17 protein-coding genes are annotated in these 16,298 nt (G+C 69.7%); 9 read left to right on the top strand and 8 right to left on the bottom strand.

Annotated features, from left to right (window positions below):
- A partial coding sequence (locus tag AC5Y5B_RS23595; protein WP_500006995.1) for a helix-turn-helix domain-containing protein occupies positions 1-187 on the bottom strand: 187 nt, incomplete at its 3' end.
- Positions 188-232: 45 nt separating this feature from the next.
- On the opposite strand from AC5Y5B_RS23595, the gene AC5Y5B_RS23590 reads away from it, so the two are divergent.
- Together AC5Y5B_RS23590 and AC5Y5B_RS23585 are read left to right on the top strand one after the other, a co-directional pair.
- The gene (locus tag AC5Y5B_RS23590; protein WP_500006993.1) at positions 233-1,045 is read left to right on the top strand and encodes an aldolase; all 813 of its coding nucleotides are present in this window, start codon (positions 233-235) and stop codon (positions 1,043-1,045) included.
- Entirely contained in the window at positions 1,042-1,914 is an 873-nt protein-coding gene (locus AC5Y5B_RS23585; protein ID WP_112634262.1) for a dihydrodipicolinate synthase family protein, read from the top strand. Before AC5Y5B_RS23590 ends, AC5Y5B_RS23585 begins: the two co-directional genes overlap by 4 nt.
- Positions 1,915-1,923: 9 nt before the next feature.
- On the opposite strand, the gene ypfJ is transcribed toward AC5Y5B_RS23585, so the two are convergent.
- From ypfJ to AC5Y5B_RS23570, 3 genes are all read right to left on the bottom strand, one after another.
- Positions 1,924-2,802 carry a KPN_02809 family neutral zinc metallopeptidase gene (gene ypfJ, locus AC5Y5B_RS23580; RefSeq protein ID WP_112634263.1) on the bottom strand — a complete coding sequence of 293 codons (879 nt, stop codon included), beginning with the start codon at positions 2,800-2,802 and terminating at the stop codon, positions 1,924-1,926.
- A gap of 9 nt (positions 2,803-2,811) precedes the next feature.
- Positions 2,812-3,309, bottom strand: coding sequence for an SRPBCC family protein (locus AC5Y5B_RS23575; RefSeq protein ID WP_112634264.1), 498 nt, complete (start codon positions 3,307-3,309; stop codon positions 2,812-2,814).
- A gap of 125 nt (positions 3,310-3,434) precedes the next feature.
- Positions 3,435-4,334: an oxidoreductase gene (locus tag AC5Y5B_RS23570; protein WP_205869161.1), complete on the bottom strand. Its 900-nt coding sequence runs from the start codon at positions 4,332-4,334 to the stop codon at positions 3,435-3,437.
- Positions 4,335-4,396: 62 nt separating this feature from the next.
- Between AC5Y5B_RS23570 and aspS the strand changes: the two genes are divergently transcribed.
- On the top strand, positions 4,397-6,163 hold the full coding sequence (aspS, locus tag AC5Y5B_RS23565; protein ID WP_112634266.1) for an aspartate--tRNA ligase: 1,767 nt from the start codon (positions 4,397-4,399) through the stop codon (positions 6,161-6,163).
- Positions 6,164-6,196: 33 nt separating this feature from the next.
- Here the strand turns inward: aspS and AC5Y5B_RS23560 are convergent, their stop codons facing one another.
- Positions 6,197-6,397, bottom strand: a complete 201-nt coding sequence (locus AC5Y5B_RS23560) for a hypothetical protein (protein WP_500006989.1) — start codon at positions 6,395-6,397, stop codon at positions 6,197-6,199.
- A gap of 166 nt (positions 6,398-6,563) precedes the next feature.
- Between AC5Y5B_RS23560 and AC5Y5B_RS23555 the strand changes: the two genes are divergently transcribed.
- Together AC5Y5B_RS23555 and AC5Y5B_RS23550 are read left to right on the top strand one after the other, a co-directional pair.
- The gene (locus tag AC5Y5B_RS23555) at positions 6,564-6,995 is read left to right on the top strand and encodes a nitroreductase family deazaflavin-dependent oxidoreductase (RefSeq protein WP_500006988.1); all 432 of its coding nucleotides are present in this window, start codon (positions 6,564-6,566) and stop codon (positions 6,993-6,995) included.
- A gap of 3 nt (positions 6,996-6,998) precedes the next feature.
- Positions 6,999-8,078, top strand: coding sequence for an FUSC family protein (locus AC5Y5B_RS23550; RefSeq protein ID WP_500006986.1), 1,080 nt, complete (start codon positions 6,999-7,001; stop codon positions 8,076-8,078).
- A gap of 5 nt (positions 8,079-8,083) precedes the next feature.
- On the opposite strand, the gene AC5Y5B_RS23545 is transcribed toward AC5Y5B_RS23550, so the two are convergent.
- On the bottom strand, positions 8,084-8,473 hold the full coding sequence (locus AC5Y5B_RS23545) for an MmcQ/YjbR family DNA-binding protein (protein ID WP_500006985.1): 390 nt from the start codon (positions 8,471-8,473) through the stop codon (positions 8,084-8,086).
- Between the two features lie 128 nt (positions 8,474-8,601).
- Between AC5Y5B_RS23545 and AC5Y5B_RS23540 the strand changes: the two genes are divergently transcribed.
- Positions 8,602-9,543 carry a transglutaminase family protein gene (locus AC5Y5B_RS23540; protein WP_500006984.1) on the top strand — a complete coding sequence of 314 codons (942 nt, stop codon included), beginning with the start codon at positions 8,602-8,604 and terminating at the stop codon, positions 9,541-9,543.
- Positions 9,536-10,591 (top strand): zinc-binding metallopeptidase family protein, encoded by a 1,056-nt coding sequence (locus tag AC5Y5B_RS23535; RefSeq protein WP_500006983.1) that lies wholly within the window; start codon positions 9,536-9,538, stop codon positions 10,589-10,591. Before AC5Y5B_RS23540 ends, AC5Y5B_RS23535 begins: the two co-directional genes overlap by 8 nt.
- A gap of 108 nt (positions 10,592-10,699) precedes the next feature.
- Here the strand turns inward: AC5Y5B_RS23535 and AC5Y5B_RS23530 are convergent, their stop codons facing one another.
- Entirely contained in the window at positions 10,700-13,333 is a 2,634-nt protein-coding gene (locus tag AC5Y5B_RS23530; RefSeq protein WP_500006982.1) for a circularly permuted type 2 ATP-grasp protein, read from the bottom strand.
- A gap of 150 nt (positions 13,334-13,483) precedes the next feature.
- Positions 13,484-14,434 carry a hypothetical protein gene (locus tag AC5Y5B_RS23525; RefSeq protein WP_500006980.1) on the bottom strand — a complete coding sequence of 317 codons (951 nt, stop codon included), beginning with the start codon at positions 14,432-14,434 and terminating at the stop codon, positions 13,484-13,486.
- A gap of 154 nt (positions 14,435-14,588) precedes the next feature.
- Here AC5Y5B_RS23525 and AC5Y5B_RS23520 point away from each other — a divergent pair, with 154 nt between their 5' ends.
- On the top strand, positions 14,589-15,959 hold the full coding sequence (locus tag AC5Y5B_RS23520) for a replication-associated recombination protein A (RefSeq protein WP_500006978.1): 1,371 nt from the start codon (positions 14,589-14,591) through the stop codon (positions 15,957-15,959).
- A complete protein-coding gene (locus AC5Y5B_RS23515) occupies positions 15,956-16,291 on the top strand; it encodes a hypothetical protein (RefSeq protein WP_500006977.1) in 336 nt (111 codons plus the stop codon). Before AC5Y5B_RS23520 ends, AC5Y5B_RS23515 begins: the two co-directional genes overlap by 4 nt.
- Positions 16,292-16,298: the final 7 nt, after the last annotated feature.

The raw sequence follows: 16,298 nt of genomic DNA, 5'->3' as shown, positions 1-16,298 counted from the left end.
CGGCGGAGAACAGCCGACCGACGTCGACGTCGAGCGCCCGCGCGACCTTCAGGGCCACCGCGATCGACGGAGTGCTTTGGCCCCGTTCGATCTTGGACAGGTAGCTCTTGGTCAGGCCCGTCTGCCGGGCGAGTTGCTCGAGGGTGAGGCCGCGTTGCCTGCGGACGGGGCGCAGCAATGCAGTCACGGGGCTCCTATGACACAAGGTTTCCTAGCTGCTACATTGTGTCACATGGGCGGCACGTTCACCGAATCCAAATCCGAGTTGATGCGCCGGGCCGCCGAGCAGTTGACGGCCTCTCAAACCAAAGAAGCCGCCGATTCGCAGCTGACCACGCGCCAGAAACTGGCCTTGACCTGCCGCGCGCTCTTTGACGCCGGGCACGACTCCGGGCTGGCCGGACAGATCACCGCCCGCGCCGAGGCCGACGGCACCTACTACACCCAGCGGCTCGGCCTGGGGTTCGACGAGATCACCGACGCCAACCTGCTGCTGGTCGACGAGGACCTCAACGTCCTCGATGGCGACGGAATCGCCAACCCGGCCAACCTTTTTCACAGCTGGATCTATCGCGCCCGGCCCGACGTCGAATGCATCGTGCACACCCACGCGTTCCACGTGGCGGCCCTGTCGATGCTCGAAGTGCCGCTGATCGTGTCCCACATGGACACCACCCCGCTCTACGGCGACTGTGCGTTCCTGCCGACATGGCCGGGGGTGCCGGTCGGCAACGAGGAGGGCGAGATCATCACCGCAGCCCTCGGAGACAAGAGGGCCGTCCTGCTGGCGCATCACGGCCACGTCATCGCGGGGGCCAGCGTCGAGGAGGCCTGCTCGCTGGGGATCCTCATCGAGCGCGCCGCCAAACTGCAGCTGACCGCGATGGCCGCGGGCACCGTCAAGGAGCTGCCCGAAGACCTGGCCCGCGAGGCCCATGACTGGACGCTGTCGCCGCAGCGCAGCCGCGCCAACTTCGCCTACTACGCCCGCCGGGCCCTGGCCCGGCACCCCGACGTGCTGACGAATCAAGGAGCCGCCCTGTGACCGAGCCCAAATTCCACGGCATCATCGCCTACCCGGTTACGCCCTTCGGCGACAACGGGATTGACACCGAACGGCTGGCCGCACTGGTCGAGCGGCTGGTGTCCGCGGATGTTCACGCGATCGCGCCGCTGGGCAGCACCGGCGAACTGGCCTACCTCGAGGAACCCGAATTCGACGCCGTCGTCGACACCACCATCGCCACGGTCGCAGGCCGGGTTCCGGTGATCGTCGGCGTGTCGGATGTGACCACCGCCAAGACGATCCGGCGCGCCACCTACGCCCAACAGGCCGGGGCGGATGCCGTGATGATCCTGCCGGTGTCCTACTGGAAGCTCGCCGAGCGGGAGATCTTCGGGCACTACCGCAGCATCAGCGACGCGATCTCCATCCCGATCATGGCCTACAACAACCCGGCCACCAGCGGTGTCGACATGCCGCCCGAGTTGCTGGTGCGGATGTTCGAAGACATCGACAACGTCACCATGGTCAAGGAGTCCACCGGCGACCTGACCCGCATGCAGCGCATCGCCGAACTGTCCGGCAACCGGCTGCCCTTCTACAACGGCAGCAACCCGCTGGTGCTCGACGCGCTGAAGGCCGGGGCGTCCGGATGGTGCACGGCCGCACCGAATCTGCGGCCGCAACCCTGCATCGACCTCTACGAGGCGGTGCGCGCGGGCGACCTCGACACCGCGCAGAAGCTCTACGACGATCTCAAGCCGCTGCTCACCTTGATCGTGGCCGGCGGGCTGGCCACCACCGTGAAGGCCGGCCTGGAGCTGCTCGACTTCCCGGTCGGCGACCCCCGCGCGCCGCTGCTGCCGCTCGACGAGCGGGGCCGCGCCGAGCTGCGGGGCTTGCTCGCCTAACCGCAGCCGCTAGCCCAAGTCGGGCGCCGAGAAGGTGTCACACTTCTTCGGGTCGCCGGTCTGGTAGCCGATGGTGAACCACTTCTGGCGCTGCTCCGACGAGCCGTGCGTCCAGGACTCGGGATTGACCCGCCCGGTGGCTTCCTTCTGGATGCGGTCGTCGCCCACCGAGGCCGCGGCCGACAGCGCATCGGCAATGTCCTTGTCGCTCAACGGCTCCAGGTAGGGCACACCGGTGCTCTCCTGCTTGACCGTGGAGGCGTAATGCGCCCAGATCCCGGCGTAGCAGTCGGCCTGCAGCTCGGTGCGCACGCCGTTGCCGCCGGCACCCTGCGCGCCCTGCTGCGAGCGGCCGAGCAGGCCCTGTAACTGCTGCACGTGGTGGCCGTATTCGTGGGCGACCACATACTCCTGGGCGAATGGCCCACCGCTGGAACCGAATCGATCGACGAGCTCCTGGAAGAAGTCGGTGTCGAAGTACGCGGTCTGGTCGACCGGGCAGTAGAACGGCCCGACCGCGGTGGTGGCCGCCCCGCAGCCGGTGTTCACCCGGCCGGTGAACAGCCGGACGTGGGGGCGGGTGTAACCGGGCAGCAGCTGATGCCACACCGCGTCCACCGAGTTGCCGGTGGCGACCACGCGGCACTGCACGTACTTGTTGGCGTCGGCGCCGGTCTTGCACTGGCTCAGGTCAAAACCGGGCGCCGAGTAGCCGCCGGTGTTGGTCTGCGGGGAGTTCATGACCCGGCCGGGGTCGACGCCCAAAAACAGCGCCCCGATGAGGATGAGCAGCCCCAGGCCGCCACCCCCGACGGCCATGCCCATCCCGCCCCCACCGGACGAGGACGCGGTGCTGGTGTCGATCTGCATGCCCTCGTTGAAGGTCATGACGCTCTCCTAACGTTGCCGGGTCGCAAGGGAGTCGGTGTAGCTGCGCAGGTTTCGCAGGTAACGGCGCAGCGCCAGGTTCAGCAGCGGCCCCACCACGACCATGGCCAGCTTCGCCGGGCCGGCCGGCTTCTGGGCCATGGTCCACGTCAGCCGGCAGCCGCCCGGGATGACCTCCACCCGGTAGTCCTCGGCGAAGGCCGCCACGGACCGGGTGGAGCATTCGTTGAATCGAAATGCCATGTGCGTGAACGGTTCCCAGGCGAGGAATTCTTCGTTGCCGACGATGCCGCCGCGCATCTCGACGACGCGGGTGGTCCCGACACCGCGCGGCTCCGGACTGGTCCAGGTCACCTTCGTGATGACCTTCGCCCACCGCGGCCAGGACTCGGCGTCGGAAAGCACCTCGAAAAGCTGCTCGGGGGTGATGGCCAGGTCGACGCTGTTGCTGAAGCGAAAGGGTGCGCTGTCGGTGAAGCTCGTGTCCACGCGCTCGCAGGGGAACATGACAACAACCTAGTCCGGCGACGATGCTCGCGGTGCAACCGCGTGCGGAGGAGTCGGACGATTCGACTTAGTCCGGCGACGATGCTCGCGGTGCAACCGCGTGCGGAGGAGTCGGACGATTCGACTTAGCCGGGGCCGTCGCTGGCCGCGGCCAGTAAGGGCACGATGACGTCGCTGATCGGCGTGGCCAGGCCGTGGGCCCGACCTTTGCGGATGATCACGCCGTTGCGGATGTCCCATTCCGTGCGCCGCTGCTGTTCGGCGTCGGTGAGGATCGAGGTGCCCATGTCCGCGGCGACGTTGCGGAACATGTCCACCAACTCGTCGGCCACGCCGTCGGCCAGCCGGGCGCCCTCGGCCCGCGCGACGGTCAGGCACTCGGCGACATAGCGGCGCGCCAGCGCGGCGACGTCGTCGCGGCGGAACATCCCGGACCGCCTGCGCGCCAGCGCCATGAAGCCGGCCAACGCGTTGGTGAGCAGCTTGTGCCAGGCCGCGGTGATGATGTCGGGATCGCAGTCCACCCGGCACCCGGCGCCGCGCAGCAGTTCGGCGACGGTCTGCGCCGACGGCCCGCTCGGCAGCACCAGGGCCGGTTCGGTGCGCAACCGCACCCAGCCCTCGGGCTGGGCTTGGGCCGAGTACCACACGATGCCGGGGATGACGGGGGACAGCGGGCAGTGCGGCTGCACCTGCTCGACCTGCTCGACGCCGTTTTGCAGCACCACGACGATGGTGTGGACGTCGCACAGCCGGGCCAGCCAGCCGGCCGCCGCGTCGTTCTGGGTGGCCTTGACGGCCAGCAGCACCACGTCCACCGGCCCGGTCACCTCGGCCGGATCGGTGTGCACCGGGCCCGGGACGACGATCGGGTCGGCGCCGTCGGGCCGCAGTTCGATCGTGTCGCGCGGGGTGCGCCCGCACACCACGACCGAATGGCCGGCCCGGTGCAGCAGCGCGGCGGCCGTCGTGCCGACGGCGCCGGGACCGACCAGGGCGATGTGGGTAGCAGCGTCTGTGGCGATGCCACTGAAATTACCTCCTTTAGACTGGGCACTCGTTCTGGCCAGGTGAAGAGGAGTGTTTTGTGCTGCGCAGTCATGCCGCGGGTTCGCTGGACAGTAGCGACGCCGGGCAGCAGGTGACGCTGACGGGCTGGGTGGCCCGCCGCCGCGACCACGGAGGCGTCATCTTCATCGACCTGCGCGACGCCTCGGGGATCGCCCAGGTGGTGTTCCGCGAGGCCGAGGTCTTGGCCCAGGCGCACCGGCTGCGCGCCGAGTTCTGCGTCGCGGTCTCCGGTGTGGTCGAGATCCGCCCGGAGGGCAACGCCAATCCCGAGATCGCCACCGGCGACATCGAGGTCAACGCCACGTCGCTGAGCGTGCTGGGGGAGAGCGCGCCGCTGCCGTTCCAGCTTGACGAACCCGCCGGCGAGGAGCTGCGGCTCAAATATCGCTACCTGGACCTGCGCCGCGACGGGCCGGCGGAAGCAATTCGCTTGCGCTCCAAGGTGAATGCCGCCGCACGCGCGGTGCTCGCGCGGCATGACTTCGTCGAGATCGAGACCCCGACGATCACCCGCTCGACCCCGGAAGGCGCGCGCGACTTCCTGGTGCCGGCCCGCCTGCACCCCGGCTCGTTCTACGCCCTGCCGCAGAGCCCGCAGCTGTTCAAGCAGCTGCTGATGGTGGCCGGCATGGAGCGCTACTACCAGATCGCCCGGTGCTACCGCGACGAGGATTTCCGCGCCGACCGCCAGCCGGAGTTCACCCAGCTGGACATGGAGATGAGCTTCGTCGACACCGAGGACATCATCGCCATTTCCGAGGAGATCCTGTCCGCGTTGTGGGCGCTGATCGGGTATGAGATTCCCAGGCCCATCCCGCGGATCAGCTACGCCGACGCGATGCGGCGGTACGGCTCCGACAAGCCCGACCTGCGCTTCGGTCTCGAGCTCGTCGACTGCACAGAGTACTTCTCCGACACCACATTTCGTGTCTTCCAGGCACCGTACGTCGGGGCGGTGGTGATGCCCGGCGGGGCGTCACAGCCGCGGCGCACGCTGGACGGCTGGCAGGAGTGGGCCAAGCAGCGCGGCCACCGCGGCCTGGCCTACGTGTTGATCGCCGACGACGGCACCCTGGGCGGTCCGGTCGCCAAGAACCTCTCCGACGCCGAACGTGACGGGCTGGCCGCCCACGTCGGGGCGAAGCCAGGGGACTGCGTCTTCTTCTCGGCCGGCCCGCCGAAACCGTCGCGGGCCCTGCTCGGGGCGGCCCGCGGCGAGATCGCCCACCGGCTGGACATGATCGACCCCGACGCCTGGGCGTTCGTCTGGGTGGTGGACCCGCCGCTGTTCGAGCCCGCGGACGACGCGACCGCCGCGGGTGACGTGGCCGTCGGCTCGGGGGCGTGGACCGCCGTGCATCACGCGTTCACCTCTCCCAAGCCCGGCCACTTCGACGCCATCGAGACCGATACCGGCAGCGTGCTCGCCGACGCCTACGACATCGTCTGCAACGGCAACGAGATCGGCGGCGGGTCGATCCGTATCCACCGCCGCGACATCCAGGAGCGGGTGTTCGCGGTGATGGGCCTGGACCACGCGGAGGCCCAGGAGAAATTCGGATTCCTGTTGGAGGCGTTCACCTTTGGCGCGCCCCCGCACGGCGGGATCGCGTTCGGCTGGGACCGGATCAACGCGCTGCTGTCCCGCGTCGACTCAATCCGCGAGGTGATCGCCTTCCCGAAGACCGGCGGCGGCGTCGACCCGCTCACCGAGGCGCCCGCGCCGATCACCGCCCAGCAGCGCAAGGAGTCCGGAATCGACGCCAAGCCCGGCCCGGGTTAGCGCGGACCCGCGCGCTCGTCGCGATATCGGCGCCTACACCATCCGATAGGTGAACGACCACTGCACGTCGTCGCCGCCGGCCGGGGTGCTGTCACCGAGTTGCAGATCGGCCACCCGGTGGCCCCGCCTCACCTTGTGTTGCGCCTTCTGCATGGCGAGCGCGCGAACGTGATTCGCGTCCATGCGTTGCGGCACGGTGATCTTGTCGCTGCGCACCTCGGGTTGATCGGCCATGCTGCATATCCTGCCCGAGATGCGCCGACGCCGCGGATTCGTCTGGCAGCTTTTCAGTCGGCGTCGACACCAATTACCGTGACCGGGTGTTCGCCGAGCAACCGTCACAGCCGAAACCGTCCGGCGCGGGCGGAATAGTCGCCGAGCAGGACAGGGTTGACCGGGCATGACCGAAACCCCTGACGCCGAGACCGTCAACGCCTTCAACAAGAGCATCATCGACGAATTCCGGGCCAACGACGGCAACGTCGGCGGCCAGTTCGAGGGTGCCAACCTGCTGCTGCTGCACACCACCGGCGCCAAGTCGGGTCAGCCCCGGGTATCGCCGCTGGCCTATTTCGACATCGACGGCAGGCTCGTCATCATCGGCTCCTTCGCCGGCGCCCCCAAGGACCCGGCGTGGGTGCACAACCTGCGGGCCAACCCGCGGGCGCGCGTCGAGATCGGCGGGGACGCGTTCGACGTGACCGCCCACGAGCTGCCGGCCGACGAGCGCGCCGCGCTCTTCGACAAAGTCACCGCCGCCGCGCCGGGCTTCGCCGAGTACCAGGCCAAGACCAGCAGGGTGATCCCGCTGTTCGAGTTAAGCCGGACGTAGCCGGTGGGCACTTCGCGGCCGGCGGCGCCCTCGGTGGTTGCCGCGGTCGCGCGTGCCGGCAGCAAGCGGCTGCGCACGGTGTGGTTCAACCTGGTGCAGACCGCGGTGGCCGCGGGCCTGTCCTGGTACCTGGCCCACGACGTCCTCGAGCACCCGCAGCCCTTCTTCGCACCGATCGCGGCCGCGGTGTCGTTGTCGACCAGCAACGTGCTCCGCGCGCAGCGCGCCATCCAAATGATGATCGGGGTGACCCTGGGCATCGGGGTCGGCTCGCTGGTGCAGGGCCTGCTCGGGCCGGGGGACGTGCCCATCGCGGTCGCCGCCGTGGTGGCGCTGGGCGCCGCGGTGTTCATCGGGGGCGGCTTCATCGGGCACGGGATGATGTTCGCCAACCAGACGGTGGTGTCGGCGATCCTGGTGCTGGCCCTGTACCGCGGCGGCGTCGGGTTTGAACGCATCTTCGACGCGCTGATCGGCGGCGCGGTGGCCATCGTCTTCGCCGTCCTGCTGTTCCCCGCCGACCCCCGCAGGGTGCTGCGCAACGCGCGCGTCGGCGTGCTCGGCGTGCTGCACGACGTGTTGTCGCGGGCGGCGGACGTCGCCGCCGGACGCACGGCGCCGCCGCCGGACTGGCCGCTGACGGCCGTCGACCGGGTGCACGAACAGCTCAGCGGGCTGCTCGAGGCGCGCACCACCGCGCGTCACGTCGTCACCATCGCGCCGCGACGGTGGGGGCTGCGAGACGCGATCGAGGCGGCCGATCACCAAGCCGTGCACGTGGCCCTGTTGGCCGGCTCGGTGCTGCAACTGGCCCGCGCCGTCGCACCCGGGGACGACGCGCTCGAAGACGCCGGGCGCGAACGCCTTCCGCAATCCGTGCCCACGGTGCTGGTGGTGCTGGCGGCGGCGGCCGCGCTCGCCGACCCCGACCCGGCGGGGGCCTGCGCGTACACGGCCTCGGCGCGCCATCACGCCACGCAATTGCAGTCCGGCGCCCACGAGAAGACGCAGGTGATCCTCGCCGACGTCGTCAGCGCCTGCGTCGACGACCTGCAACGGGTCATCGACCTTCGAACCGTCTGAGCGAATCAGCGCGAGTCGGCCAGGAACTCCTGGACCAGTTTGCGCGGCGCCTGGGTCAGCCAGGCCTCGGTGATCAGGTCCTCGAGGTCGCGCACCGAGATCTCGGCCAGGTTGACCAGCACCGCGGGGTAGCCGTCGAAGTGCGGCGTGGTGAAGTACACCCTCGGGTCGTCGTCGATCAGCGCGAACTTGACCCCCTCGTCGGAGACCCGGACGCCGAGGATGTCGCCCCGCGGCGGCGGGGTCCCGTCGCGTTCCAGCGCCTCGCGCTCCGACGGCCGCAGCGGCCGCTCCCAGGCCAGCAGCTTCTTGCCGACCCGCCAGTCGTGCGGTGACGGCTCGGAGGTGAGCGCCAGCTCACCAACGATGCGGGCGACCTCGCCCCACGTGGCCACAACACGATTGTGCTCCCGTTTTGGCGCGAGTGCCGTCGGATCGGCAAACGCCGGTTGGCGGCGCGGTCCGCGGACCCCGCGGGACCGGCCGGCATGTGATGAGATCAGCGGTGGACAGGAGGACGCGCTTGCCGGCACAACCAGGCGATCACGGGGGCGGGGCGGCCCGCCGCCATCGGGTGACCCACCGCACCGAGTACCGCTACTCCGACGTCGTGACCAGCTCTTACGGTCGCGGATTCCTCACCCCGCGCGATTCGCTGCGGCAGCGCTGCGTCGCGCACCGGCTGATCATCGACCCGGCCCCCGCCGACAGCTCCACCAGCGAAGACAGCTACGGCAACGTCAGCTCCTATTTCCATGTGACCGAGCCGCACCGCGCCCTGAAGGTGACCAGCGATTCGATCGTCGACGTCTACCCGCCCGCCCCGCAGCTGTACGGCGGGGGGCCGGCGACCGAACCGTGGGAGTCGGCGCGACCGGTCGGGCGCGGCGGGGCCCTGGCGACCGAGTTCACGCTCGACCTGAATCCGCCCGAGATCACCGACGACATCCGCGACTACGCGGCGCCCAGCTTCGCACCCGGGCGCCCCTTGATCGACGTGCTGCGGGATCTCGCGTCGCGCATCTTCACCGACTTCACCTACCGGTCGGGATCGACGACGATTTCCACCGGAGTCAATGAGGTTCTGGCCGCCCGGGAAGGGGTATGTCAAGACTTTGCCAGGCTGGCGATCGCCTGCCTGCGCGCCAACGGTCTGGCGGCCAGTTACGTATCCGGATACCTGGCCACCGACGCGCCACCCGGAAAGGATCGGATGATCGGCATCGACGCCACCCACGCCTGGGCAGCGGTGTGGACTCCCCAGCAGGCCGGCCAATTCGAGTGGCTGGGGCTTGATCCCACCAACGACCAGATGGTCGACGAGCGCTACATCGTCGTCGGCCGGGGACGCGACTACGCCGACGTCCCGCCGCTGCGGGGAATCATCTACACCAACTCGGAACACAGCGTGATCGACGTCGCCGTCGACGTGGTTCCCTTCGAAGGCGATGTGCTTTATGCGTGATTTCCACTGCCCCAACTGCGGTCAGCGCCTGGCATTCGAGAACTCGGCCTGCCTGTCGTGCGGCAGCGCGCTGGGTTTCTCGCTCAACCAGATGGCGCTGCTGGTGATCGCCAAGGGCAACGAGGGCGAGCACGCCGGCGCCGTGGACGCCGACGAGTACCAGCTGTGCGGCAATCTCCATCTGGCCGAATGCAATTGGCTGGTGCCGAAGAACGACTACGGCCGGCTGTGCGAGTCGTGCTCGCTGACCACGGTGCGGCCCAACGACGCCGACACCGCCGGGCTGGCCGAGTTCGCCCGCGCCGAGGCGGCCAAGCGCCGGCTGATCGTCGAGTTGCACGAGCTGAAGCTGCCGATCATCGGCCGCGACGCGGATCCCCAGCAGGGCTTGGCGTTCCATTTGCTGTCCAGCGCCAAAGAGAAGGTGATGACCGGACACGACAACGGCGTCATCACACTGGATTTGGCCGAAGGCGACGACGTGCACCGCGAGCAGCTGCGCGTCGAGATGGACGAGCCCTACCGCACCCTGCTCGGGCATTTCCGCCACGAGATCGGGCACTACTACTTCTACCGGTTGATCGCCCCGTCAACCGAATACCTCGCACAGTTCAACGAGCTGTTCGGCGATCCCGACGCCGACTACCAGGCGGCGCTGGACCGCCACTACGGCGACGGCCCGCCCCAGGGCTGGCAGGACGACTTCGTGTCGTCGTATGCGACCATGCATCCCGCCGAGGACTGGGCCGAGACGTTCGCGCACTACCTGCACATCCGCGACGCGCTGGACACCTCGGCCTGGTGCGGATTCGCACCGGCGACGGCGACCTTCGACCGGCCCGTGTTGGGGCCCAGCGCTTTTCAGACGATCATCGACATGTGGCTGCCGCTGTCGTGGTCGCTGAACATGGTGAACCGTTCGATGGGCCACGACGACCTCTACCCGTTCGTGCTGCCGGCCGCCGTGCTGGAGAAGATGAAGTTCATTCACACCGTGATCGACGAGATCACCTCGGAGGCCAGGGGACCCGCCGCGATCGCCGGCTAGCCATTGCCGCATTCCTGCTCACCCCGCTTCGCGGGCTGCATCGTCGTGCGGCTAGCCGCATTGCCCCACTCCTCCTCACCCCGCTTCGCGGGCTGCATCGTCGTGCGGCTAGGCCGGCATCACCCGGCGCACCCCGGGACCCCACAGCGGCTGCATGCCGCCGGGCAGTGTCAGCTGCGTGGTGGTGATGACCTCGGCCAGGTTGCGCAGCTCGCCATGCGCGGCATCGAGCAGCTCCGCCAACTCGGCGCGGCGGCCGTCGTCGCTGACCCGTTCGAGCGCGGCGGGATGGGATCGCCGCAGCAGGGTGCCGATCTCGTCCACCAGCCGTTCCGGGCGCGACGAGCCCGACGAGCCCGGCAGGTCCTTGAGATTGAGCCGCAGCCGCTCCAACTGGTACAGCAACGACCGCGGGTTCTGCGCGTCGAACAACATCAGTTCGGCCATGGCGGCCACGCTGACCTTGCCCACCGTGCGGCGCCGGTAGATGACCGAGGACTCGCACGCCACCAGGGTGGACTCGATGACGGTTTGTTCGGCCGCGGCACCGCGGACCACGGTCAGGGTGGCCCGCAGCAACGCCGTCAGCCACAGCCCGCGTTCGATCCGCTTGCCGATGTCCATCATCGTCCAGCCCACGTCGCGCACCATCGACTCGTTGGCCACCCCCGACAGCGTCAGCATCCCGGCCAGCGTCTGGGTCTGCGCACCGGTGAGCAGGGCGTCGGCCTCCGAAAGTGAGTCCGGCGGTTCGCTTTCCAGCGCGAGCGCGCGCTCCACCGCGGCCAGCACCATCCATGTGTCGTTGGACATCTGGTCGCGCACCGCCCGCGCGGCCAGCGCCAAACCCTCGACCGATTGCACCAGGGAGCCGGGCCGGTACGGATCGACGGTGAGCGACCATAGCGTGGACGGCGCGATGGCGATCATCTCGGCGTGGTCGCCGTCGCTGTCGGGCGTTCCGGTAATGCGGCCCAGCGCCGTCATCAGCACCGGCACGCATTCGCTTTCCTCGCTGTGCTGATGGTGGCGGTAGACGTGGAACCGGTCGCGGGCGACGATGAGCAGCCGCGCCATGCTTTCGGCGCGCTCGCCGTAGCGGCCGATCCAGAACAGGTCGGACAACACGCGCGGCGAGCTGACAGCCCAGGTGCCCGCGGCCGTCTTCGCCGGGCCCTCCGGCGTGGGAAGGCTGATCGCCTCCGCCCGGGCCCGTTCGGTGGGACGCACCCAGACATCTTTCGCCGCAATGCTTTTCAGCGTGTAGGCGCCGGACCCGGGGGCCAGCACATAACCGATGCCGCCGATCATGGGCGCGTAGCCGCCGCGCTGGGCGACGGTGAACAACCGGATGCCGACGCCCGCCGACGACAACACGCCGCCGTGATCGGTCGGCGCGGACGAGAACTGCGGCAGTTCCTGGCCGATCCACTGCCACGGCATCTTCTCGATGCGTGCGGCCAACCGCGTCAGCTGGCGCGACGAAAGCGTAGGGCCGACAAGGGTTTCCGCGCCGACCGTGGACTTGACCAACAGCGATGACAGGTTGGCCAGCAGGTGTGAGCGTTCGCCGGCGATGCCGCCCCAATAGACCTGCGCGGTGGGCAGCTGCAGGGTTTCGGACAGCAGGTGCTCGGCCATCGCGGGCAGGAAGCGCAGCAGCCCAGGGTTTTCCAGGATCCCGCTGCCCAGGGTGTTGACCACGGTCACCGTCCCGCGGTGCTGCGCCTCCACCAAACCGGCCACCCCGAGCCGGGAGTCGGCGCGCAGGTCCAGCGGATCGGTAAAGTCGGCGTCGACGCGGCGAAGCACGACGTCGACGCGTTTCAAGGTGCCCAGCGAGCGCATCCACAACATGCCGTCGCGCACCACCAGGTCGGCGCTCTCCACCATCGGGAAGCCCAGCAGGGTGGCCAGATAGGCCTGATCGAACGCCGTCTCGGAGTAGATGCCCGGCGAGAGCACCACCACCACGGGGTCCTGGGCGTCATCGGGTGCCGCGTCGATCAGCGCCAGCCGCAGCGCCTGGGCGAACGGTGTCGTGGGCCGCGGCGCGATTCGTTCGTAGAGGTCGGGAATCGAGTGCGCGACGACGCGCCGGTCGGCCAGCGCGTACCCGGCGCCCGACGGGGCCTGGGTGCGGTCGCCGTTGACGACGAAGGCGCCGTCCGGTCGACGGCTGACGTCGCAGGCGTGCATGAAAAGCTGGTGGCGGCCCGGGATTTCGATTCCGTTGGCCGCGCGCACGTATCCGGGATGGCCGAAGAGCAGCTCCGGGGGCAGGACCCCGTGGGTGAGCAGGCTGCGCGGCCCGTAGAGGTCGGCCAGCACCGCGTCGAGCACCCGCGACCGTTGCAGCAGGCCGGCCTCGAGCGCCTCCCAGTCGGCCGCGGACAGCACGATGGGCAGGGTGTCGAGCTGCCAGGGCCTGGGTTCTTGGCCACGGCCGCCGGGTGCGACGTCGGTGTAGGTGATGCCGTCGTTGTCGATCAGGTCGTGCACCACCGAGCGCAGGCGGTCCAGCCCGGCGCGACCGCGCTCGGCGATGGCGTCGGCCAGTTCGGCCCAGGCGGGGCGGACGTTGCCGTCCCGGTCGACGAATTCGTCGTAGCCGCTGGCCGGGCCGTGCCGCAGATCGAACAGCGCTTGCTGGGCGCGCGCGGCGCGGTAGCCGGCCAACAGGCGGTCGGCGTCGTAGCGCGCGGTGCCCGCCGCCGGCGGTGCGCCGGTGCCGAAGGTCATGTCCGCGCAGGCCGATCAAAGGTGTGGCCGGCGCGGTGCCCCAGCGCGGCTTCGATGCTCATCATCGCCGATCCCATCACACGCGCCGACCCGGCGCAGCGCACCGCGCCAGCGGCTGACGGGCCGTAATCCGACAACCTGCGCGCGGCGCTACGCCGGCGCGGGCCCCGGCGGGGGTCCGGACTGGTATCCGGCCTGCGGCACCGGGGCCACTTGCCCGCCGGAGAACTTGCGGTAGGCGTAGATCCCGAACAGGGAGGCGACCGGGGCCGCCACCAGCAGGCCGACTCCGCACACCAGCGCGCCCACAAAGAACAGGACCACCTCGACCAGCCAGACCAGCAGGGCGTTGCCGAAGTTCGCTGTCACGGTGGAGAAGCTGGACGTGAGCGCCTTGATCGGCTGTTCGGATCGATCGATGGCGTACGGGATGGTGAATTGGGCAAAGATCCCCAGGATCAGCCCGGGCAGGACGCACAGCGCCGAGGCGATCGAGGTGAGGATGCCGACGAGCAGCGCGGCCAGGAACACCGTGCCGAAGTTGCGTGGCTTGAAGAAGGAGCCGATGGTGACTGGGCGCCCGTCGGCCAGATCCAGGCAGCCGGACAGGAATGCGGACTGGGCGAACGCCCCGACGAGGTAGGCGACGAGATAGCCGAGGATGAGCAGTGCCAGCCCACCGCCGTTGAGGTTCGCGGTGAAGGTGAAGTAGTCGTCGTCGGAGCTGCTCGTGGTGTCGCCCACGCTTTGGCTCAGTCCGATCAGGGCCGAGGCGATGCCGAACAGCACCCCGTAGACGAGGGCCGAAACGATCAGCGCCACAGGGTTTTTGGAAAACGCGTTCCAGGCCCAGCCGAACGCGTCGCCGACGCTGAACGCGGGCGGCCCGCCGTAGCCGGGCGGTGGCCCGTAGCCGGGCGGGGGCGCGCCGTAACCCGGCGGCGGACCGTAACCCGGGGGCGGCGGTGCGCCGTAACCCGGGGGCGGGCCGTAGCCCGGGGGAGGCGGGGGCGGTGTGCCGTAGGAGGGCGGCGGGTAGCCGGGAGGATTGGTGCCCTGCGGGTCTGCCGGGGTGCCTGGATACTCGGGAGGTTGGCTCATGTCCGTCCTTGCTGTCGGATTTCCGCGTGTGGCGAAGTTTCCTAGGAGGGAACGCCCGCGGAACTCGGCAACCGGAACTTAGCAAAGATGGGCCGTGGCCGCCCGGATTGCGGACCGCGTGCCTGGACCGGCGCGGGCGTCGGCCCGTCGTGGTATGCCTGAAGCCGTGTCCGACGGTCTGTTTGACCTCCCCGGCGCGCCGCGGCCCACCGATCACGGGCTGGGCGTGTCGGGCGGTGCGCCCCTGGCGGTCCGGATGCGTCCCGCATCGCTGGACGAGGTGGTCGGCCAGGACCATCTGCTGGCGCCCGGGTCTCCGCTGCGCCGCCTGGTCGAGGGCTCGGGCGTGGCGTCGGCCATCCTGTACGGGCCTCCCGGCAGCGGCAAGACGACGCTGGCCGCGCTGATCTCGCAGGCGACCGGCCGCCGGTTCGAGGCGCTGTCGGCCCTGTCGGCCGGCGTCAAAGACGTTCGGGCGGTGATCGACACCGCCCGCCGGGCGCTGCTGTCCGGCGAGCAGACGGTGCTGTTCATCGACGAGGTGCACCGGTTCTCCAAGACCCAGCAGGACGCGCTGCTGTCGGCCGTGGAGAACCGGGTGGTGCTGCTGGTCGCGGCGACCACGGAGAACCCCAGCTTCTCGGTGGTGGCGCCGCTGCTGTCCCGCTCGCTGATCCTGCAACTGCGGCCGTTGAGCGCCGACGACATCCGCACCGTGGTGCGGCGCGCGATCGACGACCCGCGCGGCCTGGGCGGCCAGATCGCCGTCGCGCCCGACGCGGTCGACCTGCTGGTGCGGCTGGCCGCGGGCGACGCGCGGCGCGCGCTGACAGCGCTGGAGGTCGCCGCTGAAACCGTGCGGGCGGCCGAGCCCGGCGGCGAGCTGACCGTCGCCGCCGTCGAGCAGTCCCTGGACGAGGCGGCCGTCCGCTACGACCGCGACGGCGACCAGCACTACGACGTCATCAGCGCCTTCATCAAGTCGATCCGCGGCTCCGACGTCGACGCCGCCCTGCACTATCTGGCCCGCATGCTCATCGCCGGGGAGGACCCGCGGTTCGTCGCGCGCCGGCTGATGATCCTGGCCAGTGAGGACATCGGCATGGCCGACTCGGCCGCGCTGCAGGTGGCGGTGGCGGCCGCGCAGACCGTCGCGCTGATCGGCATGCCGGAGGCGCAACTGACCCTGGCGCACTGCACGATCTATCTGGCCACCGCGCCGAAGTCGAACGCGGTCACCACGGCGCTGGGGGCGGCGATGAGCGACATCAGGGCCGGCAAGGCCGGACTGGTCCCACCCCATCTGCGCGACGGCCACTATTCGGGCGCGGCCGGGCTGGGCAACGCGCAGGGCTACAAGTACTCGCATGACCACCCGGATGGCGTTGTCGCGCAACAGTATCCACCCGACGAGCTGGTTGGTGTCGACTATTACCGGCCCACCGGCCGTGGCGGTGAGCGCGAAATGGCCGGCCGGCTGGACCGGTTGCGCGCGATCATCCGCAACAAGAGGGGACGGTCATGAAAGTCTTCACCGACGAGGAGATGGGCCGGCTGCTGCCCACCGCCAAGTCGTACAGCGTCGTCATCCTCAGGCGCGGCCCGCGATTCGGCGACGAGTCGTCGGTGGGCGTGATCTGGGAACACGGCCGGCGCAACTTCGGGCTGCGCGACGACGGCGTGCTCGCGGTGGTCCTGCCGGTCAGCGACGAATCCGACGTCTGCGGCGTCGGGGTGTTCGCTGCGACGGTCGACGAGACCACCGCGATCATGACCGAGGACCCGGGGGTGGCCGCGGGCGTGTTCACCTACGAGGTGCACGCCTGCCGCGGCTTCCCCGGCGACACCCTGCCGTAAGCCGGCC

This window comes from Mycobacterium sp. NGS33, assembly GCF_059812885.1.
The sequence above is the reverse complement of the archived record's forward strand: the minus strand, read 5'-3'. Positions and strand labels throughout refer to the sequence as shown.